This window comes from Streptococcus sp. A23 (assembly GCF_043674155.1).
Lineage (GTDB): Bacteria > Bacillota > Bacilli > Lactobacillales > Streptococcaceae > Streptococcus > Streptococcus suis_V.
This window is the reverse complement of the sequence record NZ_JBIMJP010000021.1, coordinates 1-22,562: the sequence shown is the minus strand read 5'-3', so window position 1 is coordinate 22,562 and position 22,562 is coordinate 1. Positions and strand designations below refer to the sequence as shown.

24 protein-coding genes and 4 pseudogenes are annotated in these 22,562 nt (G+C 41.2%); 24 read left to right on the top strand and 4 right to left on the bottom strand.

Going from position 1 to position 22,562, the window contains the following annotated elements:
* Window positions 1–114: 114 nt before the first annotated feature.
* The 4 genes from ACHBIE_RS09890 to ACHBIE_RS09875 all read left to right on the top strand — a co-directional run bounded on the left by ACHBIE_RS09890 (window position 115) and on the right by ACHBIE_RS09875 (window position 4,013).
* A complete protein-coding gene (locus ACHBIE_RS09890) occupies window positions 115–1,074 on the top strand; it encodes an ABC transporter substrate-binding protein (protein ID WP_105110838.1) in 960 nt (319 codons plus the stop codon).
* Window positions 1,075–1,099: 25 nt separating this feature from the next.
* Window positions 1,100–2,071 (top strand): ABC transporter substrate binding protein, encoded by a 972-nt coding sequence (locus ACHBIE_RS09885; RefSeq protein WP_394733244.1) that lies wholly within the window; start codon window positions 1,100–1,102, stop codon window positions 2,069–2,071.
* 238 nt (window positions 2,072–2,309) lie between these two features.
* Window positions 2,310–3,203 (top strand): ABC transporter permease, encoded by an 894-nt coding sequence (locus ACHBIE_RS09880; protein WP_394733243.1) that lies wholly within the window; start codon window positions 2,310–2,312, stop codon window positions 3,201–3,203.
* Between the two features lie 9 nt (window positions 3,204–3,212).
* Window positions 3,213–4,013: an ABC transporter ATP-binding protein gene (locus ACHBIE_RS09875; RefSeq protein WP_394733241.1), complete on the top strand. Its 801-nt coding sequence runs from the start codon at window positions 3,213–3,215 to the stop codon at window positions 4,011–4,013.
* Window positions 4,014–4,217: 204 nt separating this feature from the next.
* Here the strand turns inward: ACHBIE_RS09875 and aroB are convergent, their stop codons facing one another.
* Genes aroB through ACHBIE_RS09855 form a run of 4 tightly spaced genes read right to left on the bottom strand, consistent with a single transcriptional unit; the run spans window position 4,218 to window position 8,258 of the window.
* A complete protein-coding gene (aroB, locus tag ACHBIE_RS09870) occupies window positions 4,218–5,285 on the bottom strand; it encodes a 3-dehydroquinate synthase (RefSeq protein WP_394733239.1) in 1,068 nt (355 codons plus the stop codon).
* A 12-nt stretch (window positions 5,286–5,297) separates the two neighbouring features.
* Window positions 5,298–6,167 (bottom strand): shikimate dehydrogenase, encoded by an 870-nt coding sequence (locus ACHBIE_RS09865; protein ID WP_172023483.1) that lies wholly within the window; start codon window positions 6,165–6,167, stop codon window positions 5,298–5,300.
* A 27-nt stretch (window positions 6,168–6,194) separates the two neighbouring features.
* Window positions 6,195–7,220, bottom strand: a complete 1,026-nt coding sequence (locus tag ACHBIE_RS09860; protein ID WP_105122513.1) for a 3-deoxy-7-phosphoheptulonate synthase — start codon at window positions 7,218–7,220, stop codon at window positions 6,195–6,197.
* An 18-nt stretch (window positions 7,221–7,238) separates the two neighbouring features.
* Window positions 7,239–8,258 (bottom strand): 3-deoxy-7-phosphoheptulonate synthase, encoded by a 1,020-nt coding sequence (locus ACHBIE_RS09855; RefSeq protein ID WP_161943351.1) that lies wholly within the window; start codon window positions 8,256–8,258, stop codon window positions 7,239–7,241.
* Window positions 8,259–8,466: 208 nt separating this feature from the next.
* On the opposite strand from ACHBIE_RS09855, the gene aroA reads away from it, so the two are divergent.
* From aroA to ACHBIE_RS09755, 20 genes and pseudogenes are all read left to right on the top strand, one after another.
* Complete coding sequence (gene aroA, locus ACHBIE_RS09850) at window positions 8,467–9,747, top strand: 3-phosphoshikimate 1-carboxyvinyltransferase (RefSeq protein ID WP_394731316.1); 1,281 nt, start codon at window positions 8,467–8,469, stop codon at window positions 9,745–9,747.
* Between the two features lie 21 nt (window positions 9,748–9,768).
* A complete protein-coding gene (locus tag ACHBIE_RS09845; protein ID WP_394731315.1) occupies window positions 9,769–10,260 on the top strand; it encodes a shikimate kinase in 492 nt (163 codons plus the stop codon).
* Window positions 10,251–11,075: a prephenate dehydratase gene (gene pheA / locus ACHBIE_RS09840; protein WP_105122515.1), complete on the top strand. Its 825-nt coding sequence runs from the start codon at window positions 10,251–10,253 to the stop codon at window positions 11,073–11,075. Before ACHBIE_RS09845 ends, pheA begins: the two co-directional genes overlap by 10 nt.
* Before the next feature lie 21 nt (window positions 11,076–11,096).
* On the top strand, window positions 11,097–12,404 hold the full coding sequence (locus tag ACHBIE_RS09835; RefSeq protein WP_394733237.1) for an LCP family protein: 1,308 nt from the start codon (window positions 11,097–11,099) through the stop codon (window positions 12,402–12,404).
* Between the two features lie 86 nt (window positions 12,405–12,490).
* A pseudogene (gene rlmD, locus ACHBIE_RS09830) lies at window positions 12,491–13,933 on the top strand (23S rRNA (uracil(1939)-C(5))-methyltransferase RlmD); the annotation flags it as partial.
* 27 nt (window positions 13,934–13,960) lie between these two features.
* The gene (locus tag ACHBIE_RS09825; RefSeq protein ID WP_002294505.1) at window positions 13,961–14,824 is read left to right on the top strand and encodes an aminoglycoside nucleotidyltransferase ANT(6)-Ia; all 864 of its coding nucleotides are present in this window, start codon (window positions 13,961–13,963) and stop codon (window positions 14,822–14,824) included.
* Window positions 14,825–14,867: 43 nt separating this feature from the next.
* A complete protein-coding gene (locus ACHBIE_RS09820) occupies window positions 14,868–15,395 on the top strand; it encodes a phosphoribosyltransferase family protein (RefSeq protein WP_002294507.1) in 528 nt (175 codons plus the stop codon).
* A gap of 132 nt (window positions 15,396–15,527) precedes the next feature.
* A complete protein-coding gene (ant(9), locus tag ACHBIE_RS09815) occupies window positions 15,528–16,316 on the top strand; it encodes an aminoglycoside nucleotidyltransferase ANT(9) (protein ID WP_055275145.1) in 789 nt (262 codons plus the stop codon).
* A gap of 166 nt (window positions 16,317–16,482) precedes the next feature.
* Window positions 16,483–16,809 (top strand): annotated as a pseudogene (locus tag ACHBIE_RS09810) (23S rRNA (uracil-5-)-methyltransferase RumA); the annotation flags it as partial.
* Window positions 16,778–16,930, top strand: a complete 153-nt coding sequence (locus ACHBIE_RS09805) for a transposon-encoded TnpW family protein (RefSeq protein ID WP_079394206.1) — start codon at window positions 16,778–16,780, stop codon at window positions 16,928–16,930. The pseudogene ACHBIE_RS09810 and the gene ACHBIE_RS09805, both read left to right, overlap by 32 nt.
* Before the next feature lie 256 nt (window positions 16,931–17,186).
* Entirely contained in the window at window positions 17,187–17,333 is a 147-nt protein-coding gene (locus ACHBIE_RS09800) for a hypothetical protein (protein ID WP_394733236.1), read from the top strand.
* The gene (locus ACHBIE_RS09795; RefSeq protein ID WP_394733235.1) at window positions 17,314–17,634 is read left to right on the top strand and encodes an SRPBCC domain-containing protein; all 321 of its coding nucleotides are present in this window, start codon (window positions 17,314–17,316) and stop codon (window positions 17,632–17,634) included. Before ACHBIE_RS09800 ends, ACHBIE_RS09795 begins: the two co-directional genes overlap by 20 nt.
* A 23-nt stretch (window positions 17,635–17,657) precedes the next feature.
* Window positions 17,658–17,795 (top strand): annotated as a pseudogene (locus ACHBIE_RS09790) (recombinase family protein); the annotation flags it as partial.
* 200 nt (window positions 17,796–17,995) lie between these two features.
* A pseudogene (locus ACHBIE_RS09785) lies at window positions 17,996–18,217 on the top strand (topoisomerase DNA-binding C4 zinc finger domain-containing protein); the annotation flags it as partial.
* Between the two features lie 26 nt (window positions 18,218–18,243).
* Window positions 18,244–18,882, top strand: a complete 639-nt coding sequence (locus tag ACHBIE_RS09780; RefSeq protein WP_024411463.1) for a Vat family streptogramin A O-acetyltransferase — start codon at window positions 18,244–18,246, stop codon at window positions 18,880–18,882.
* Between the two features lie 198 nt (window positions 18,883–19,080).
* Complete coding sequence (locus tag ACHBIE_RS09775) at window positions 19,081–19,575, top strand: nucleotidyltransferase domain-containing protein (protein WP_394733234.1); 495 nt, start codon at window positions 19,081–19,083, stop codon at window positions 19,573–19,575.
* 365 nt (window positions 19,576–19,940) lie between these two features.
* Entirely contained in the window at window positions 19,941–20,819 is an 879-nt protein-coding gene (locus ACHBIE_RS09770; protein ID WP_024411461.1) for an AraC family transcriptional regulator, read from the top strand.
* Window positions 20,820–21,234: 415 nt separating this feature from the next.
* Window positions 21,235–21,402 (top strand): hypothetical protein, encoded by a 168-nt coding sequence (locus ACHBIE_RS09765; RefSeq protein WP_394733233.1) that lies wholly within the window; start codon window positions 21,235–21,237, stop codon window positions 21,400–21,402.
* 2 nt (window positions 21,403–21,404) lie between these two features.
* A complete protein-coding gene (locus tag ACHBIE_RS09760) occupies window positions 21,405–22,223 on the top strand; it encodes a replication initiator protein A (RefSeq protein ID WP_394733232.1) in 819 nt (272 codons plus the stop codon).
* 148 nt (window positions 22,224–22,371) lie between these two features.
* The coding region (locus ACHBIE_RS09755) for a DNA cytosine methyltransferase (RefSeq protein WP_044474300.1) at window positions 22,372–22,562 on the top strand (191 nt) is incomplete at its 3' end.

The following is a 22,562-nucleotide window of genomic DNA, read 5'->3' as shown; positions in this document are numbered from 1 at the left end:
CATTCATCTTGTTTTCAAAATGCAGTTGAATAGTGGGGACCGTTTAGAGTGATTCTAGACGGTCTTTTTCTGGTTTGATTGCTTCATTGTATAATTATTAAAAGGAGATAAATCATGAGATTTAAAAAGTTGATTCTTAGTTCAGTGGCAGTTTTATCTGCCGTGACTCTTGCTGCTTGTAGCGCAAATGGTTCAGATGACCAGACGACAAAAGTCGGCATTATTCAATACGCAGAGCATGAGGCTTTGACCGGTGCACGTAAGGGCTTTGTGGAGGCACTTGCTGCAGCGGGTTATAAGGAAGGTGAAAACCTGACCATTGACCTGCAAAATTCGCAAGGTGACCAAGCTAACTTGCAGACCATGGTCGAGCAATTGGCTGGGAAGAATGACCTCAACTTTGCTATTGCAACACCAGCAGCTCAGGCTATGTTGAATGCTGACAGTGAGACTCCGAGCGTCTTTACAGCTGTTACAGATCCTGTTGAGGCAGGTTTGGTTGAGTCGCTTGATGCACCCGGTGGAAGTATGACGGGTTCGATAGACGCGACGGATGTAGAAGGGCAGATTGATATGTTGCTCAAAGTCGTACCGTCAGCGAAAACAGTTGGTATTTTTTACAATTCAAGCGAAGTGAATTCAGAAGTACAGGCTGAGCAAGCTAAGAAAGCTTTGGAGGCCAAGGGGGTTAAGGTTGAAGTCGCAACTGTTACGACAACAAATGATGTGCAACAGGCTATTACTTCATTAGCTGGTAAGGTCGATGCCATTTACCTGCCGACGGATAATACCGTAGCGTCAACTGCGTCAACTATTGGTGAGGTGCTCAAGGAGGCAAAAGTTCCGTCTATCGGAAGTGATGCTGCTTACTTGGAAGGGGTCCTCTTCACTTACGGTGTGGATTACCATGCAATCGGTGTTCAGGCAGGTGAATTGGCTGCCAAAATCTTGGATGGAGAAAAACCGGCTGATTTGCCTGTTCAAAAACCACAAACTGCAGCTATCGCTATCAACGAAGAAATGGCTGTAGCAGTAGGGATTGACCCAGAAACCATTAAAGCATTAGAAAAGTAAAAACGTGTAAGGTAGGGAAGAGAGAATGAAATTAGTAAAAAAATTGACAAGTGTAACCTTGGTGGGTGCAGGCTTGTTGGCTTTGGCAGCTTGTTCATCTGGCTTGGAGGAAAAATCGACAGAAGGTGCCGTTAAGGTTGGTGTCCTTCAGTACATGGAACATGAATCTTTGACGGCGGCACGCGAAGGATTTGTAGCAGAACTGGCTGATAATGGCTACAAAGAGGGTGACAAATTGGTCTTGGATTACCAAAATGCTCAGGGTGATCAGGCCAACTTGCAAACTATTTCAGAGCAACTGATTGACGGTAATGACCTTGTCTTGGCCATTGCAACACCGGCAGCGCAAAGTTTGGCAACGGTATCGACTGAAACACCGATTTTATTTACCGCGGTGACGGATCCGATTTCAGCAGACTTGGTGGAAAGCCTTGAAAAGCCGGGTGGATTGTTGACAGGTACTTCTGATCAGGCTCCAATTGATAAACAGGTTGAATTGTTGGGTCAAGCAGTTCCAGATGCTAAAACAGTCGGCATTCTGTACACGACGAGCGAACGCAATTCGGAAGTCCAAGTAGAACAAGCTGAGAAATTGCTCAAGGAGGCTGGCTACAAGGTTGTACTGAAAGGAATTACCAGCTCCAACGAAGTACAAGATGCGACAACGAGCTTGATGAAGGATGTGGATGCTGTATTTGTGCCAACGGACAATACTGTTGCTGCGACCATGTCTATGATTGGTGAATTGTCAGCTGAGCACAAGGTTCCAGTTATCGGTGGTTCAACAGACATGGTTGACCAAGGTGGTCTTTTGACATATGGTACAAACTATGAGGCGCTTGGACGTCAGACAGCCAAGATGGCCATTAAGATTATCGAAGGCGAGAAAGTATCTGAGGTTCCTGTAGAATATCCAGAAGCGGTCAATCTTCATGTCAATGAAGAAATGGCGCAAAAACTGGGAATTGACACCTCAAAACTATCCGTTTCTGAGTAAAAAATGGGAGCATGACAGGACCTAGCATCGCTAGTCCGTTGTCATTCCCCCGTACAGTTGATTAGGGCAGGTTCGGAGCGCAAATCGCAAGTTGTTATGGCTTGCTAAGCAATCCTTATTTCCAACCTTTCCCAGTTCCCCAAACTGTGAAAGCCAATCAACCACTGCGCTGAGATGTTGTATGAATAGAAGTGGGTGCTCAGCGCTTATTTAACATGAAATTTTTAAGGAGAAAATTGTGGATATAATTTTATCAAGTATATCGCAAGGGCTACTGTGGTCCATTATGGCGATAGGTGTTTACTTGACGTTTAGAATTTTAGATATTGCTGATTTGACAGCAGAAGGTGCCTATCCTCTGGGTGCTGCAGTTTGTGCGATAGGGATTGTCAATGGGCTAAATCCTCTTGTATCGACCTTCCTTGCCTTATTTGCAGGTATGATTGCAGGCTTGGTTTCTGGGCTCTTGCATACTAAAATGAAAATTCCAGCCCTGTTGACAGGTATCGTGACCTTGACAGGTTTGTATTCGATTAACCTGAAAATCCTCGGCAAAGCCAACGTTGCTCTCTTGAAACAAGTGACCTTGGTGACGCAATTGCAGGACTTAGGCTTGTCTAAGATAAATGCGGTTCTCTTGATTGGTGTGGTCTTTGTTGTGGTAGTCATTCTGCTGTTGACGCTCTTGTTCAACACGCAAATTGGTCTGGCCATTCGTTCGACAGGGGACAATATTCCCATGAGTGAGGCCAACGGTATCAATGTGGACAAGATGAAGATTTACGGCTACATGCTGTCCAATGGTCTGATAGCTCTCTGTGGTGCACTTTTGACCCAAAACAATGGCTATGCGGATTTGAACTCTGGAACAGGAACCATTGTTATCGGATTGGCATCGGTGATTATCGCAGAAGTTGTTTTGCGGAACTTGCGTTTGGGATGGCGTCTGGCATCTGTGGCTCTGGGTTCGGTTATCTATCGCTTGATTATCCTTGCGATTTTGGAAATTCCGGGCATGGATGCGGACCTTGTCAAACTCTTCTCAGCGATTTTGTTGGCAGTTGTCCTGTATGTGCCTGAATTGCAGAAGAAGCTCAATATTCGCCGTCCAAAATTAAACGGAACTGCATAGGAGGTTCAGATGAGTACAATTTTATCAATACAAAATATTCATAAGACCTTCGAGGCGGGTACAGTCAATGAGAACCATGTTCTGCGTGGTCTGTCGCTTGATGTTCAAGAAGGTGATTTTATTTCCATCATCGGTGGTAATGGAGCAGGGAAGTCAACGTTCATGAATTCACTTGCTGGTGCTTTGACGGTGGATTCTGGCGACATTTTGCTGGAAGGCAAGTCCATTAAGCATGTGCCAGCAGCTAAGCGTTCAAAAGACATTAGTCGTGTTTTCCAAGATCCGAAAATGGGAACTGCTTCTCGTTTGACCATTGAGGAAAATATGGCCATTGCCTACCGTCGTGGATTGTCTCGTGGCCTGGGTTGGGGTGTCAAAGAAAGTGAACGCGCTATCTTTAATGAAGCTCTCAAAGAACTTGGTCTTGGACTTGAAAACCGGATGAAGGTCGACACGCAATTCCTATCGGGTGGTCAGCGTCAAGCCTTGACACTCATGATGGCATCGCTGGTTAAGCCCAAAGTTCTACTTTTGGATGAGCATACGGCGGCCCTCGATCCTAAGACCAGTGATATGGTGATGGACTTGACCAAGAAAATTGTTGAAGGTCAAAAATTGACAGCCCTCATGATTACCCATAATATGGAAAATGCCATCCAGTACGGTAATCGTCTGGTCATGCTCCATCGTGGACAGATTGTTGTCGATGTCCAAGGTGAGGAGAAGAAGAACCTGACCGTGCAGCACCTCATGGACCTCTTCTATAAAAACAGTGGTGAAAAGATTGCTGATGACGAAATGATTTTGTAAAGACAGAAAAATGAGGTTGGGCATAAAGTCCAACCTCATTTTTTTTGATTAGCAAAAACAAATTGACGCAGTGGTTGATTGGCTTTCACAGTTCTCCAAACTGTGAAAGGTTGGAAATAATGGTTGCGTAGCAAACCTCATTTCGTTCGCGTTTGACGCTCCGAACCAGGCCTAATCAATTGTTCGTCTTCTCGCTCCCATTTTTTAGTTTCTCAGAAATTCTTTCATTTCTTCAATGGGGATTTGGTGAATGGCTGCCTGTCCTAATGTTGGGACAATAACCAGCTTGATGGATTTGCCGCGGGCTTTCTTGTCGCGAGTCAAGGCTGCGTAAAGTTCCTCACTATTCCAAGGTTGATGGCTGGTCGGTAGTCCAAATTTTTTGCACATAGCCATAATTTGATCCGTAATGCCAGCAGGCATGAGGCCTTTTTCTTCAGCAACGCGTGATAGCTGGACCATTCCGATGGCAACAGCCTCGCCGTGCATGACTTGACCGTAACCAGCAGTAGCTTCGATAGCGTGACCAATGGTATGACCAAAGTTCAGATAGAGGCGGACACCATTATCCAATTCATCCTCGACAACGACCTTGCGCTTAACGTTACAAGAACGGTAGATGATGGTTTCAGCCTTGGCCAAAATACTCTCGGTAGAACCATCCATGTCTGACAAGAGGTCCCAGAGTTCGACATCATCAATCAAACCGTATTTGACAACCTCGCCCATGCCCTCAATCAATTCACGTTTGCCCAAGGTTTCTAGGGTGTTGGGGTCAATTAGAACACCATCTGGTTGGCAGAAGGTACCGACCATGTTTTTGGCAAAGGGAGTGTTGACACCCGTTTTGCCCCCGATAGACGAATCAACCTGAGCGGTCAGGCTAGTTGGGACTTGGAGGAAATGAATGCCCCGCATATAGGTTGAGGCCACAAAGCCAGCCAAATCACCTACGACACCGCCACCAAGGGCTAAGATGCCGTCACTTCGGGTCATGCCTTCTTGAACAAGAAACTCATAGGCTTGGTTGACCGTGTCCAGATTTTTGGATGCTTCACCTTCTGGAAAGGCAAATGTGATGGTTTCAAAACCAGCTTTTTCAAGACTAGCTCTGGCCGTTTCCAGATAGAGTGAGGCAACATGGTCATCCGTAATAATCGCAATTTTTTGTGGCTTCCAGAGTGAGCTTGCCCAAGCACCGACCTGCGCTAAGCTTCCTTTTTCGATGAGAATATCGTAGGGATTTTGGGGAAGATTGACAGTTAGTTTCATGCTGTGTCCTCTCTAGTTGATGTCATATTTTTCGACTAATTGTTTCCAAATCAAGTCCGTCGGCATTTCTTTGCCTGTCCAAGACTCAAAAGCCTCAGCAGCTTGAATGAGTAACATACCTAGACCATTGATGCTTGGAATGCCTTGTTCCTTGGCGAGTTTGAGTAAGGGCGTCTCAAAAGGTTGGTAAATCACATCTGCCACTAAACTGTTTTTTGGAAATGCAATGGTTTCCTGAATTGGCAGAGACTGACCATCCATGCCGACGCTGGTTCCGTTGACGAGCAAGTCAGACTTTGTAACATGCTCCTGAACCAAGTCCTGGTTGTCAATCGGCAATACCTGAATGGAGCAACCGGTTGCTTGGGCAATACGGTCAGCAGTAGTTTGTGTTCTGTCTAGACTTTGTTGGCGACAGAAAATGCTGATTTCCTTGGCACTGTCCAAAGCAGCTTGGGCAATAATAGCCGTAGAAGCACCGCCTCCGCCCAGAATGGTGAGACTTTTGTTTGCCACATGGAAGTTCAGTTGTTTTTCCAAACTCTTGAAAAATCCGATGCCGTCTGTATTGTGTCCAATCAATTGGCCATGGCGGTGAATGACCGTATTGACCGCGCCGATTAAGCGAGCAGACTCTGTCAATTCGTCTAGGTAGGGAATAACCGCTTGCTTGTAGGGCATGGACAGATTGATACCAAACATGTCGTAGCGCTTAATGTTTTCAAGTGTGACTGGCAGGTCCTGCTCAGCTATTTCCCAAGCGACGTAGACCCCATTGACCCCAGTTTCTTCAAAGGCAAGATTGTGAATGAAGGGAGAAATGGAGTGTTTAATGGGTTTTGCTACCACAGCAGCCAGACGCGTATAGCCGTCAATCGTCATGTGAGACCTCCCAAATGTATCAGTAGATTAGAGGGTTTCATGGATTTCACGAATCAGTGCTTCAGTTTTATCCCAACCAAGGCAAGGGTCGGTAATGGATTTACCAAAGGTTTCTGGGCTATCCTGACGACCGTCTTCCAAGTAGGATTCAATCATAAAGCCACGAACATACTTGCGAATATCGTCGTTCCAATCGCGGTTAATCAGGGTTTGGCGGACGATACGGATTTGTTCCAGATAATTTTTACCAGAATTGTCATGGTTGGTGTCGATGACGATAAAAGGATTTTTGAGACCAAAGTTCTGGTATTGTTTGATAGTTTTTAAGAGAATATCGTAGTAGTAGTTGGGTTCGTTGATGCCTTGTTCTGTGCTAGCACCACGAAGAATAGCATGGGCCAGCGGATTGCCGTCTGTATCGACTTCCGCATCGCGGTAGATGAAATTCTGCTTGTTTTGCGCCGCGTAAATGGCGTTGAACATAACGGTCAGATTACCAGAAGTTGGATTTTTCATCCCGGTCGGCATGTCAATACCAGAGGCGACAAAGCGGTGCTCCTGATCTTCGACTGAACGTGCTCCGATGGCATGGTAGGACACCAAGTCCTCAACCAAGGGGAAATTAGCCGAGTAAAGCATTTCATCCGCAGTGGTCAAGCCGGTTTCTGTGATGACACGGTAGTGCAAATTGCGCACGGCTGCAATACCGTTAATCAAATCAGGCAATTTTGAGGTATCTGGCTGGTGAACCAGTCCCTTGTAGCCTTCGCCATTGGTACGTGGCTTAGCCGTATAAACCCGCATGACCATGAAAATCTTATCTTTGACCTCGTCTTGCAATTTAGACAGACGGCGGGCATATTCCAAAACGGCCTCTTCGTTATCCGAAGAACATGGGCCGATGACCAATAAGAGGCGGTCATCCTCACCTCGGATGACTTTTTTTAGTTCCTCGTCACGTTTTTCTTTGGCAACTAGGAAGTCTCCTTCTAGTTTAGACAATTCTTTAACTTGTTCAATGTTGATGCGAGTGCTGCGCTGATGAATTCCCATAGCTTGTTTCCTATCTATTTATCTGTTGTAAATTTCTCGAATGAGTTCCTCAGTTTTGTCCCAACCAAGGCAAGGGTCGGTAATGGATTTTCCGTAGACTTCGGCGTTGTCCTGACGTCCATCTTCAAGATAGGACTCAATCATGAAACCACGGACATAGTCACGGATTTCTTGGTTCCAATCACGGTTAATCAGGGTTTGACGGACAATGCGGATTTGTTCCAAATAATTTTTACCAGAATTATCGTGGTTGGTATCAATGATAATAAATGGATTAGCCAAACCGAATTGTTTGTAGAGGTCAATGGTTTCCAAGAGATTATCGTAGTAGTAGTTTGGCAGGTATTTGCCACTTTCTGTCACTGCACCACGCAGGATAACATGAGCCAGCGGATTTCCAGATGTTTCAACCTCTGTGTTGTTGAAGAGGAAGGACTGCTTTTTCTGAGCCGCGAAAATACCGTTAAACATGACCTTGAGGTTACCAGATGTAGGGTTTTTCAAGCCAGTTGGCACATCAATTCCAGACGCCACAAAACGGTGTTGCTGATTTTCAACCGAACGGGCACCAACGGCAATATAAGATACCAAATCATCAACAAGTGGCAGATTTTCAGGATAAAGCATCTCGTCGGCCGTCGTCAAACCAGTCTCGGTAATGACACGGTAGTGGAGGTTGCGGACAGCCTTGATACCGTTGATGAGACTAGGTGCTGCATCGGTCTTTGGTTGGTGCATGAGCCCCTTGTAGCCGTCGCCATTGGTACGAGGCTTAGCCGTGTAGACACGCATGACCATAAAGATTTTGTCCTTGACTTCTTCTTGAAGCTTGGCTAAACGATGAGCATAGTCTAAAACAGCCTCTTCATTGTCAGAAGAGCAAGGTCCGACGACCAAGAGCAGACGGTCGTCCTCGCCTTTTAAAATAGCCTCTAACTCACGGTCGCGCGCTCCTTTTTTGTCTAAGGTTTCTGGGGATAATTTTGAATGGTCTCTTACATCCTGAATATCAATTTTTTCGCTAATTGGTGTAAACACTAGATAATCTCCTTGATTGATAAAATTTCTTTTTATTATACCATGAAAGCAGCTATTATTAAAACCATATCTATGTTTTTCGAAAAATTTACAGTAAATTCTGAAAATTTTATCAAATATAGGTATTTTCAAAGATAAAATGGCATAAAAATCTGAAAATATTCTGCAAATGTGGTAGAATGAAAGGGAAATTATGTGAGGTATGGAAATGAAATTAAGAACAAATGCAAGAGCCTTAGAAGGTACGATACGCGTTCCGGGTGATAAATCCATCAGCCACCGTTCCATTATTTTTGGATCCTTGGCAAAAGGCGTAACTCGTGTTCATGATATTTTGCGTGGTGAGGATGTCCTCTCGACCATGCAGGTTTTTCGTGATTTAGGCGTGACGATTGAGGATAATGGGGATGTGGTTGAGGTTCACGGTGTTGGCTTTGATGGCTTGCAGGCTCCTAAAAATGACCTTGATATGGGGAATTCAGGGACATCTATTCGTTTGATTTCAGGTGTCTTGGCTGGTCAAGAGTTTGAAGCGACCATGTTTGGCGATGATTCGCTGTCAAAACGTCCTATGGATCGTGTGACGGTGCCGCTCAGCCAAATGGGTGTAACCGTTTCTGGTCAGACAGACCGTGATTTGCCACCTTTGACCATCAAAGGTACCAAGTCCCTCAAGCCGATTTCCTATCAATTGCCAGTAGCATCTGCTCAGGTAAAATCTGCTCTCTTATTTGCAGCTTTGCAGGCAGAAGGTGAGTCGGTTATTATCGAAAAAGAAATCACTCGTAACCACACGGAGGACATGATTGTCCAATTTGGCGGTCATTTGTCTGTTGATGGCAAGGAAATCCGTATCACAGGTGGGCAGGAATTTACAGCGCAAGAAATTGTTGTCCCTGGTGATATTTCCAGTGCGGCCTTCTGGTTGGTGGCTGGACTGGTTGTGCCTGGTTCAAAAATTACCCTTGAAAACGTCGGCATCAATGAAACACGGACGGGGATTTTGGACGTCATCAAGGCTATGGGTGGCAAGATGACCTTGTCCAATGTGGATGAGATTGCCAAATCAGCGACCATTACGGTTGAGTATTCTAGCTTGCAGGGAACGGAGATTGCAGGTGATTTGATTCCGCGCTTGATTGACGAATTGCCGATTATTGCTCTCTTGGCGACGCAAGCCAATGGCACAACCATTATTCGCGATGCTGAGGAGTTGAAGGTTAAGGAAACGGACCGTATTCAAGTGGTGGCAGATGCCTTGAATAGCATGGGAGCTAAGATTGAGCCGACTGCTGACGGTATGATTATCGAGGGCCCAACGCCTTTGCACGGTGCGACGGTTAATACCTTTGGTGACCACCGTATCGGCATGATGACAGCTATCGCAGCCCTCTTGGCACAAGATGGCGAGGTTGTTCTTGAGCGCGCTGAGGCCATTAATACCAGCTACCCAGCCTTCTTTGACCATCTTGAAAGTCTAGAAAAATAAGCTCAGTAAGGAGGAGAGAGAATGCCAATCGTATTACTTGGTTTTATGGGAGTTGGAAAGACCACGACTGCTAAACTCTTGGATATGCCACTCTATGACATGGACCAAATCATGGAAGAACGGATTGGCATGTCCATTGCGGATTTCTTCCAATCAGAGGGTGAAGATGCCTTTCGCCAGTTGGAAACCCAAGTCTTGGAAGAGTTGATGGACTTGCCCAATGATTACTTGGTTTCAACGGGCGGTGGTGTGGTCAAATCCGCCAAAAACAGGGAGATTTTGCTCAAAAATAAACCCAATAATGTTCTTTTGACTGCCTCCTTTCCAGTGGCATATGAGCGGATTAATCAAGATCATCAGTCGCAACGTCCCTTATTTTTACAGCACAGCCGAGAGGAGTTTGAGGCCATTTACCAAGAACGAATGGCTTTATATGAAGGACTAGCTGACCTGGTCATTGACACAGACCAACTCAGTCCGGAACAAGTAGCAAGGAAGATTCTATGCAAGTAGCTTATTTGGGCCCGCGGGGGTCCTTTACTCACCAAGTTGCCCAGCAGGCCTTTCCGGAGGCGGATTTGCAGGCTTTTGGTACCATTACGGAGGTCGTCAAGGCCTATGAGACTGGCTTGGTGACCTATTCGGTTATTCCGGTTGAGAATTCGATTGAAGGTAGTGTTCACGAGACCATTGACTACCTTTTTCATCAGGCGGAAATCCATGCGGTGGCAGAAGTGGTTCAGCCCATCGCCCAGCAATTGCTAGCGACGACGCCTCATAAGGAAATCGAGGTCATCTATTCTCATCCGCAGGCCATTGCGCAGGGGAAAAAATATGTTCAGGAGCATTTTCCGAAGGCTCGTTTGGAGTTGACAGCAAGCACGGCCTACGCAGCCCGATTTGTAGCGGAGCATGCGGATCAGCCTTTTGCGGCTATTGCACCGCACGCTGCGGCTGAAGAGTACGGCCTGCAGGTCATTGCCCAAGACATCCAAGAAATCGCGGAGAATTTCACTCGTTTTTGGATTTTGGGACATACTGCGCCTGAATTGGGATTGCGGAAAACAGATCGGAAGGTTTCTTTGGCCCTGACGCTACCAGATAATCTGCCAGGTGCCCTCTATAAGGCTATGTCGGTCTTTTCGTGGAGAGGAATCGGTTTGACCAAGATTGAAAGTCGGCCGCTGAAAACGGCGCTGGGTGAGTATTTCTTTATCTTAGATATTGAGAATAATTCAGATGAATTAGTTGGCTATTCTTTGGAGGAATTGAAAAGTTTAGGGATTTTTTATAAGATTTTAGGAAATTATAAGGTTTATAGTGTGTAATAACCTTAGAAAGGAGTGAATATGGCGAAACATCCCTTATCACATCATGAAGAGCTACGCTTGGACTACCTGCGTAAAAATATTCACTACTTAAACGAGAAGGAAAAGACGGAGCTGGATTACTTAGAGTATCTTAAAAAGGGTGAGGAGCAAGTTATTGCGCCTTCGCCACTTGAGGAGGAGGCTTCTAATCTTCCAGAGTTTTCACTTGAGGATTCTTGGAGAGAGGTTGTGCCCCTTGTAGAGGAAGAGGAGCTCTTACCAGCCTATCCGACCTTGAGTCGAAAAGAAAGGTTAAAAAAATCTAAGAAAAATAAGGCGACTTCAGTAACTGAAGATAGTAGTAGTCAGCCACCCAAGAAACCTTTTTTCAAACGACTTTTAAGTTTTGTCTTCTGGGGATTACTGATATTGCTGCTTGCCTTGGGCGCTATGTTTGTCAAAGGGATGATTAGCGTGGATAACAAGCCTGCTACCGAACAATTTGCTGGTCAGGCGACACAGGATGGCATCAATATTTTAATCTTAGGAACAGATGGTCGAGTTGGACAAAGTACCGGTGAAACTCGAACGGATACTGTTATAGTCCTGAATGTCAATAATAGTAGCAATAAGATAAAACTAGTCAGCTTTATGCGGGATACGCTGGTTACTATCGGTGGAGAAGGTGACTACAAACTCAATTCTGCCTACACTTTTGGTGAGCAAAATGGTGGTCTTGGGGCTGAAAATGTTCGGCAGGTTTTGAAGGAAAATTTTGATATTGATATTCAATACTATGCCCTTGTTGATTTTGCGAGTTTTGCATCTGCTATTGATACGCTCTTTCCATCAGGTGTGGCCATTGATGCTCAATTTTCAACGATTGATGGTGAAACGGTGTCTTCTGTTGATGCACCCAACGACCTGCGTCTGGAGGAAAATGCACCAGCTTATCAAACCATTCAGGTCGGTCCACAGCAGATGGACGGGAAAACCTTGCTCAACTATGCTCGTTTTCGTTCGGATGACGAAGGAGACTTCGGTCGGACAAGGCGGCAACAAGAGGTTTTGGATGCAATTATTCAGCAGGCACAAGATCCCACAAAGCTCTTCTCTGGTGCTGAGGCGCTTGGAAAAATTTACTCTATGACCTCTACCAATGTCCCACTAGCATTTCCGTTGCTTCGTGGTCCAGGTATTTTGCTGGATGCACCTAATGGAATTGAACGAGTAACCATACCAGAAAACCACGATTGGATTGATGAGTATGATAATTATGGTGGTATGGGACTAAAAATTGACTTCTATAAATACCAAGAAGTGCTGAGAGAACTGGGTCTAAGGTAAGAATGCGCCAGTTTTCTTGTGAAATGTGCTATACTTAAAAGTGACTTCGGTCACTTTTTTCGTGACCTCATTTAGAAAGTAGAACAATGTTAGAAAAAAATCAAATTGTTGAAGTGGAAATTGTGGACCTGACCCACGAGGGGCAAGGAGTTGCCAAGCTAGATGGATTTGTCTTTTTCGTGGATAATGCCCTACCAGGTGAGCGTATCAAGATGAAAGTTCTAAAGCTAAAAAAGAATATAGGTTTTGGTAAGGTGGAAGAATGGCAGAGCTTCTCACCAGACCGTAATCAAGACCTGGATTTGACCTATCTGAGAACGGGTATTGCAGATTTGGGGCATTTGAATTACCCAGCCCAGCTTGAATTTAAGAAAAAGCAAGTTGAAAATAGTCTACGCAAGATTGCGGGCATTTCAGAAATAGAAGTAGAACATACTCTTGGTATGGACAGTCCTCTTGCCTATCGAAACAAGGCGGCAGTTCCTGTTCGTCGAGTTAATGGCCAATTGGAAACTGGTTTTTTCCGTAAGAATTCGCATGATTTGGTTCCGATTGAAGATTTTTATATCCAGCATAAGGAAATCGATGCCTTGATTCTTGCGACTCGTGACCTATTCAGAAAGTTAGATTTGAAGCCTTACGATGAGAAAGAACAGACAGGACTGATCCGCAATATCGTCGTTCGTCGTGGTCATTATTCGGGTCAGTTGATGTTGATTTTGGTCACAACTAGACCAAAGATTTTCCGTGTTGAAACCCTTATTGAGCGTTTGACAAGCCAGTTTCCAAATCTGGTTTCTATCATCCAGAATATCAATGACCAGAATACCAATGCGATTTTTGGACAAGAATTTCGTCTGTTGCATGGCAGTGAAACCATTGTCGACACCATGTTGGGTAATGAATTTGAGATTTCAGCTCCGTCATTCTATCAAGTCAATACAGAAATGGCGGAAAAACTCTATCAGACAGCTATTGATTTCGCAGAATTGTCGGCAGATGATATTGTCATTGATGCTTATTCAGGTATTGGGACTATCGGCCTGTCTTTCGCCAAACAAGTTAAGCATGTTTATGGTGTAGAAGTCGTGGAAAAGGCTGTCCTTGATAGTCAGAAAAATGCTGCTCGAAATGGGATTGACAATGCGACCTATGTCTGTGATAGTGCCGAATCTGCAATGAAAAAATGGGTGGCAGATGGTATTAAACCGACAGTCATCTTTGTCGATCCGCCGAGAAAAGGTTTGACAGAAAGCTTCATCAGGGCAAGTAGCTCGGTAGCTCCAGAGAAAATCGTTTACATCTCTTGTAATGCGGCAACTATGGCGCGTGATATTAAGCTTTATGAGGAATTGGGCTATAGATTGACCAAGGTGCGGCCAGTAGATCTTTTTCCAACCACACATCACGTCGAGACTGTTGCACTATTGTCCAAACTTGATGCTGAGCATCATATTAACATTGAAATTGATGAGGAAGATTTTAGTTCCATTAATATAAAAAAAGACGCAACATATCCAGAGATAAAATAGAAAAAATAAACGAGGAGTATGTAAATGAGATCAGAAAAAGAAATGATGGATTTAGTACTTTCTTTAGCAGAACAGGATGAACGTATTCGAATTGTGACCCTTGAGGGGTCACGCGCAAATATTAATATACCTAAAGATGAATTTCAGGATTATGATATTACATATTTTGTAAGTGATATAGAACCGTTTATATCTAATGATGACTGGCTTAATCAATTTGGGAATATAATAATGATGCAAAAGCCGGAGGATATGGAATTATTCCCACCTGAAGAAAAGGGATTTTCCTATCTTATGCTTTTTGATGATTATAATAAAATTGATCTTACCTTATTGCCCTTGGAAGAGTTAGATAATTACCTAAAGGGCGATAAATTAATAAAGGTTCTAATTGATAAAGATTGTAGAATTAAAAGGGACATAGTTCCGACTGATATAGATTATCATGTAAGAAAGCCAAGCGCAAGGGAGTATGATGATTGCTGCAATGAATTTTGGAATGTAACACCTTATGTTATTAAAGGATTGTGCCGCAAAGAGATACTGTTTGCAATCGATCATCTGAACCAGATTCTACGGTTTGAACTACTTAGGATGATGTCGTGGAAGGTTGGGATAAAGACAGAATTTTCATTAAGTGTTGGGAAAAATTATAAGTATATTAACAAATACATTGATGAAGATCTATGGAATAGATTATTATCTACATATCGCATGGATTCCTATGAAAATATTTGGAAGTCATTATTTATATGCCACCAATTGTTCAGGGAAGTGTCCAAAGAGGTAGCAGAACTACTGGGGTTTGATTATCCAGAGTATGGTAAGAACATAACAAGATATACCGAGGACATGTATAAAAAATATGTTGAAAATGACTATTTTTAAAGATTAGCAAAGATTATTAACCATAAGCAAGGGGTGTAAATGTATGGAAAGTACTGATGTTATAAATGAAATTAGAGGTATATTACCTCGTAACTCAATTGGAAAATATGATTTACTAACTATTTTTACACATAAAACCGTTTTTGATAAAATTGTAAAAGTACTATCATTGGATTTTCAAAATAAAGTAGATTATGTGGCTGCCCCAGAAGCAATTGGATGGATACTAGGCACTGCCATAGCCAAAGAACTTGGAGTGGGGTTTATTGGAGTAAGAAAAGGTGATAAGCTGCCATACGCAAAAGAAGAGATTATTTCGACACATTTTACCGACTATTCAGGTCAAGATAAAAGCTTTGAAATATCTAAGAGTTCTATTGTGAGGAACAAAAGAGTTTTGATTGTAGATGATTGGATAGAGACAGGTTCTCAAATGAAGGCTTTAATAGCTTTGTTAGAGAAATTGGATTGCAGCATTATTGGGTTGGCTACTATTGGGATTGATATAAATGAGGTTACTCAAAAATGGATAGACAGCAGTTTTGTAGCTTATATTGGCTCAAACATATAATAAACCGAAAGAAAATCTTGAATCAAAATTTTGGATGGCGTTAATTTACAATACAACGAAAGATGTTTACTCTTTTTTTTATAAATTTTAAGAGGCGTTAAAAAACAGTTTTCAGACGAAAGGAGATCGAAGTTGAGTATAGATTTAAGTAACAAAAAAATTCCGAAAGAAGCAATTCAAGCATTAAAAACTATAGCGGAACTACTTGATAATATGTTAATTGGGGTGTATTTGTATGGTTCGGCAGTAATGGGTGGTTTACGTATGAATAGCGATGTAGATATTTTGGTAATAACAAATCAAAGTTTATCTGAAAAAACTCGAAGGAATCTTACAAATAGGTTAATGCTTATATCTGGGAAAATAGGAAACATAAAAGATATGAGGCCTCTTGAAGTTACGGTCATAAATCAAAAGGATATTGTCCCTTGGCATTTCCCCCCCAAATATGAATTTATGTATGGCGAGTGGCTAAGAGAGCAGTTTGAAAAGGGAGAAATTCCTGAGTCGACTTATGATCCGGATTTAGCAATACTTTTAGCACAACTAAGAAAAAATAGTATTAACCTTTTGGGACCAAAGGCAACAGAAGTAATTGAGCCTGTGCCAATGACAGATATTCGAAAAGCAATTAAAGAATCGTTGCCCGGGTTGATAGCTAGCATTAACGGTGACGAACGCAATGTGATTTTAACTTTAGCCAGAATGTGGCTGACAGCATCTACTGGTGAAATTCGCTCAAAAGATCTGGCAGCTGAATGGGCGATACCTCAATTACCCGATGAGCATGCTACTTTACTCAACAAAGCGAGAGAGGCTTATTTAGGAGAGTGTGTTGACAAGTGGGAAGGAATGGAATCTGAGGTGGCTGAACTCGTTAATCATATGAAAAAGTCTATAGAGTCTTCCCTTAATATCTAAAAGGCTGGTGTTGAGAATTCCATTGATAGGTTCTCTCATACCGAAATTTCTTAAAATGGTCAAAAACCGCTGGATATGTTCGCGTCTACCGATAGTTCCAAAAATGCTGCTGATATGTTTCCACAGACGGGCAAAGTAATATGACATCAATGCCATCAACTCGAGCCACGTGGAGACGGTAGCATTATTGTCCAAACTTAATGTCGATAAGCATATAAGTGTTGAAGTAGAGCTAGATGAACTTGATTTGACAAGTGCGGAGAGCAAAGCTACTTATGCTCAGATTAAGGAATATATATTAGAAAAATTTGGTTTGAAAGTTTCAGCACTCTATATTGCCCAGATTAAAAAGAAATGTGGAATAGAGTTGAGAGAAAATTATAATAAGTCAAAAAAAGAAAAACAAGTTATTCCACAATGTACACCTGAGAAAGAAGAAGCTATCATGGATGCGTTAAGGCATTTTACAGAAAGAACAACATCAAAAGCCTGATGGTGTTATAACAAAAAAGATAAACGGAAAAACCTTTATAACAGAGATATATTTTGACAAAAAGAGCAAAGATACATTTCAAGATAAATTGTTTAAGGTAGTGAAAGCGGAACGGAAATAGTGAAAACAGAAATTTTGTATATATCATTTAGGTTCCTTTTTATCCGTGCTGCATGTGGGAGAAAATAGGAAATTTGACAATAGAAAAAATGGCTTAAAAATGGTATAATGTTGTTGATTATTCAGAGAGAAAAATTAGAATTAAGACGAAAGCAATGTAAAATTTAAGGAGGGCAATCATTTGAGATATATACTTTTATTGCGTGGGATAATTGTGGGTGGAAAGATTAAAATGAATATAAGCGAAAGGAGAAATTATGAATAAAATAATCCATTGCAAGGCACTCTTAAACTGTTCATCAGAAAGAGCATTTTGTTTATTCACTAAGAATGAAGAGATTATAACTTGGCTAACAGAAAAATCAGAAATAGAACCTTGGGTTGGTGGGAAATGGGAAATATGAACTTTTTTGGGATAAAAATGATAATGAAAATAATAGTACTTTAGGGTGCAAAGTAACAGCATTTGAATTGAATAAACTATTATGCTTCAATTGGAAAGGTCCGGTACAATATGCGGATGTAATGAATGTTGCAAAACCACTGACTCATGTATGTATTACATTCTTTGCAGAAAAAGAAAATAAGACGGAAATTCATTTGATTCATAGTGGTTGGGGAGAGGGAGAAAAATGGGAACAGGCACGTTTATGGTTTGAAAAGGTTTGGAAACAGTCATTTTTAAGACTGGAAAATTTGTTTTAATATAAGCGTATATTGATAAATTAGAGCGTAGACAGTTAATTACAGCTTTGATTTCTGAAATTCAAATTTACGAAGAAAAGCAACCGAATGGACAATGGCTAAAATCAATTACATTTAAACTTCCTATCATCGATGAAGATTTAAATATTGTCTATTTTTAATAGTTATCTATTATTTAACGGGAGGAAATAATTCTATGAGTCGCTTTTGTAAATTTGGAAAGTTACACGTTACTAAAGGGAATGTAGATAAATTATTAGGTATACTACTGACAGCTTCCAAGGAGCTAAAGAGGTCCCTAGCGCCTACGGGGAATTTGTATCGATAAGGGGTACAAATTCCCACTAAGCGCTCGGGACCCCTTGTAGGAAAATGTCCTAAGTGTGGCAACAATATTGTATTAAAAAAATCGTTTTATGGTTGTTCAAATTATCCTGAATGTACCTTCACTTTAGCTGAACATTTTAGAAAGAAAAAACTCACCAAAACAAATGTAAAAGAATTACTAGAGGGAAAAGAAACCCTGGTAAAAGGAATCAAAACGAAAGATAGAAAGTCCTACAATGCCAAGGTAATGAAGTAATTAAAGATTAAAGGAGCTAATATTTTATGATAGGACCAGATAAGAAAAAACTTTATCCAAATGAAAATATAAAGACGGTTTGTTTTATAAGCAATCTACCTAAAAGACCCAATGTGGAGATTGGGGAATATACCTATTATAGCGATAATAAAAAAACACCGGAGAAATTTTATGATAATATAGAGCACCATTACGAATTTCTAGGGGATAAACTTATAATAGGAAAGTTCTGTGCAATTGCAGAGGGTGTTAAGTTTATTATGAATGGTGCAAATCATAGAATGGATGGAATTACAACCTATCCCTTTAATATCTTTGGCCATGGATGGGAAAAGGTGACTCCTACAATTGAACAACTTCCTTTTAAGGGAGATACAGTGATTGGCAATGATGTATGGATAGGTCAAAATGTTACCATTATGCCGGGTATTAAAATTGGTGATGGTGCGATTATTGCCGCTAATTCAACAGTAGTGAAAAGTGTTGAGCCATATACAATATATGGTGGGAATCCAGCTAAGTTTATCAAAAAACGCTTTAGTGACGAAAAGATTGAATTCTTGCTAAAGCTACAATGGTGGAACTGGAGCGAAGAGGAAATATTTAATAATCTTGAAATGTTAACATCCAAAGCAGGGTTAGAGCAATTCATGAAAAATTCCTAGACTTGGGGCCTTTCTACCACGGCACAAAAGGGAACTTAAATCTAGGGGGTGCTGGAATCTCGATTTAGCTCTAATTATTGCGAGCTAAAGAAGGCAAGCTTCATCTTTAGCTTTGATTGGAACAATAGACATTATATTATTAGGAGAAATAGCTTTGAGATTTATCACTTATAGATTTAATTTGAACGGAGGGATTACATGGTAAGTAAAACTGATGCCATTGAGATAATAACATATGCTGAAGAAAATGATATTAACATTTGGATAGATGGTGGTTGGGGAGTAGATGCTCTATTAGAAGAAGAAACAAGAGTACACAACGATATTGATTTATTTGTGGAAGAAAGTAATGGTAAAAAGTTTATTGAAATATTAAAAGAATATGGCTTTGCTGAAGTTATCGAAGCATATACCACCACATCTCATACGGTTTATAAGGATAGTAAAGGTAGGATAATTGATATTCATATATTTAAATTCAACGAACAAGGATACATTGTTTTTGAGGGAGAAGCATATCCTCCAGAAGTCTTTAGCGGCATTGGGAAAATAGGCGATAAAACGGTAAGATGTATCGATGCTGAAAATCAAGTGTTATTTCATCTGGGCTATGAGCATGATGAAAATGATATGCATGATGTAAAACTATTGTGCGAGAGATTTAATATTCCTGTACCGAGTGAATACAAGTAACTGACAAATTCCGATTTAATTAGAATTTAGAGGAGGAAAAGATACGGCACGTTCTATTAAAGATTCCCTTTCTGGATTTGGAAGTGAACTGTTGGAACGAATAAGAGAAGATAGCAATGCAAGGCTAGATGAAGCTGACTTTGAAGAAAGAGTCATTGGGATTTATGCCTTAGCGAAGCAAAGGAATTTTTGCAGCAAGAAAGATACACTGAAGAAAAGTAAAGGATTCCTGTTGTAAACATCCCAAAGATAAATTTAGTTTAACGATACTAATTACATGTAAGGGAATCGACAATACTGTGCACAGATTGTCGGATGGATAAATGCATCCTCTGATAATATTGATGATGAAAGGAGGTTGTTTGATGGATTCTTTAAGAAGTATGAATAATGCATTGGAGTATATTGAAGAGCACTTAACAGAGGAAATTGATTATATTGAAGTATCTAAAATCGCATATTGTTCAGAGTATCATTTCAAGCGGATGTTTTCTTTTTTAGCAGGCATAAGTTTATCAGAATATATTCGGAGAAGAAGACTGACGTTGGCTGCACTTGATTTGAAAGATAGGGATTTGAGAATAATTGATGTAGCCGTCAAATATGGCTATAATTCGGCTGATTCATTTTCCCGTGCTTTTCATTCTCTGCATGGCATTCTCCCTTCTGAGGCAAGGAGTGAGAATACACAATTAAAAGCTTATCCTCGAATGACCTTTCAATTATCAATTAAAGGAGGATGCGAAATGAACTATCGTATTGTTGAGAAAGGACCTTTTAAGTTAGTAGGATTTAAGAAGAGAGTTCCAATTATTTTTGAAGGTGTCAATCCAGAGATTGCAAAAATGACTGAACTTTTAACCATGGATGTTATTAATCAATTAAAAGCAATTTCAAATGTAGAACCTACAGGTATTATTAGTGCTTCCACTAATTTTTCAGAAGGTAGAATGGAAGAGAAAGGAGAATTAGATCATTACATCGGGGTAGCAACATCAAGTAATGAAACTGCAGATTTTGATGTATTAAAAATTGATGCTAGTACCTGGGCTGTATTTGAATCGATTGGACCATTTCCGGAAACACTTCAAAATGTGTGGGGTAGGATATACTCAGAGTGGTTTCCATCTTCAGGATACGAGGCGGTTGAAGGTCCTGAAATTTTATGGAATGAGAGTCCAGACACTGGAAATCCAAAGTATCGAAGCGAAATCTGGATTCCAGTAAAGAAAAAAGACTATTGATTACATTAATGTTTATTATTGAGGGCGCTCCTAGTAAGAGTGCCCTTTTCGTAAACGGTACGATTGGTGGATATGTTCCCGTCTACCGATAGTGCCAAAAACGCAGTGGATATGTTTCCGAGAACGGACACACTTATATGACATTCATTCTGTCCTCTCGAGCCATGTGGAGTGCGTAGTGTTGCTACAACGAAGCAACGGGTAAAAATCCTTTATTTTAAGCACTTTTTCAAGCATTTTGTCTTTATTGAAAAGAGTGATTTTGACATAAAAAAGGTTCAAAAAAAGTACATTGATGTGAATGTCTGTTTGGATGTCGACTGCGTAGACAAAAAATAGATACGTCATAAAAAATAATAGTTCAGCGAGAACATTTTACTAAGTGTTCTCGTTTTTTTATTTTCAGGAGGAATTCATGAAAAAGAAGGAACAATCATCACGCCAAATCGTGATGTGTCATCTTGTGGCTATTTTAGGAGTTGATATTGTGAAAGCAACACAGCTAATTGATGAAATGGAACAACCAGGTTTAATCCGATTTGATGAATTCGGAAATGTTGGACTTTTAGTCTTGGAGGGATAATCATGAAACGTATTACCGCTAATCAATATCAAACATCAGAGCGTTATTATAAACTCCCTAAAATTTTGTTTGAGAGTGAACGTTATAAGGATATGAAGCTGGAGGTTAAGGTAGCCTACGCGGTTTTAAAGGATCGGTTGGAGTTGTCTTTGAGTAAGGGCTGGATTGATGAGGATGGGGCTATTTATTTGATTTATTCCAATTCAAATCTGATGGCACTATTAGGCTGTTCAAAGTCAAAATTACTCTCTATCAAGAAAACCTTACGTGACTATGGCTTAATTGATGAAGTCCAACAGTCCTCTAGTGAAAAAGGTCGAATGGCAAATAAAATTTACTTGGGGGAATTAGAACATGAAACTACCCCAGTCTTACATACAGACGGGGCTAGTGTTAAAAAAACACTAGGGGAGTCTCAAAGAAAGACGGGGCCGGTCTTAAATTCAGCCCCTAGTGAGACTGAAGGAAGTGAGACTAAATATAGTGAAACTAAAGGGAGTGATTTCCTTATTGAGGACGAGGAGGAGAGGCAGCTAGTAGATGAGAAACAAGAAGAGAACTTTACTTCAAAAGTCGATGGCGTGACCAAGTACGATCGAGATTATATTTGGGGTTTGGTTCATGACCAGTTAAGACAGTCGGGTCTATCTCAGTCAGCTAGTGACTATGCCATGATTTATTTTAGTGACCGTTATCAGTATGCATTGGAACATATGCGATTTGCTCGGTCAGCGGAAGTAATAGCTGAGTATGTATTTAATGGTGTGCTGTCAGAGTGGACCAAGCAACTGAGACGACAAGAAGTAAAGGGAGGTGATTAAGTTGATTTGGTGGATACTAGGTGGAATCTATCTGATTTCTATCGTCATTTTGATTGTTGAAATCATCCGTGCACCAGATATGGATGATCATATATAGGCAAGAGTTTTACATGTGTAAGGCTCTTTTTTAGTTGGAAAGAGAGGAAAAATGAAATTTTTAGATTTATTTGCTGGGATAGGCGGTTTTAGGCTAGGGATGGAATCACAGGGTCATAAATGCCTGGGCTTTTGTGAAATTGATAAATTCGCCAGAACATCTTATAAAGCCATGTTTAACACAGAAGGAGAAATAGAATACCATGACATTAAAGAGGTCACAGACCATGACTTTAGACAATT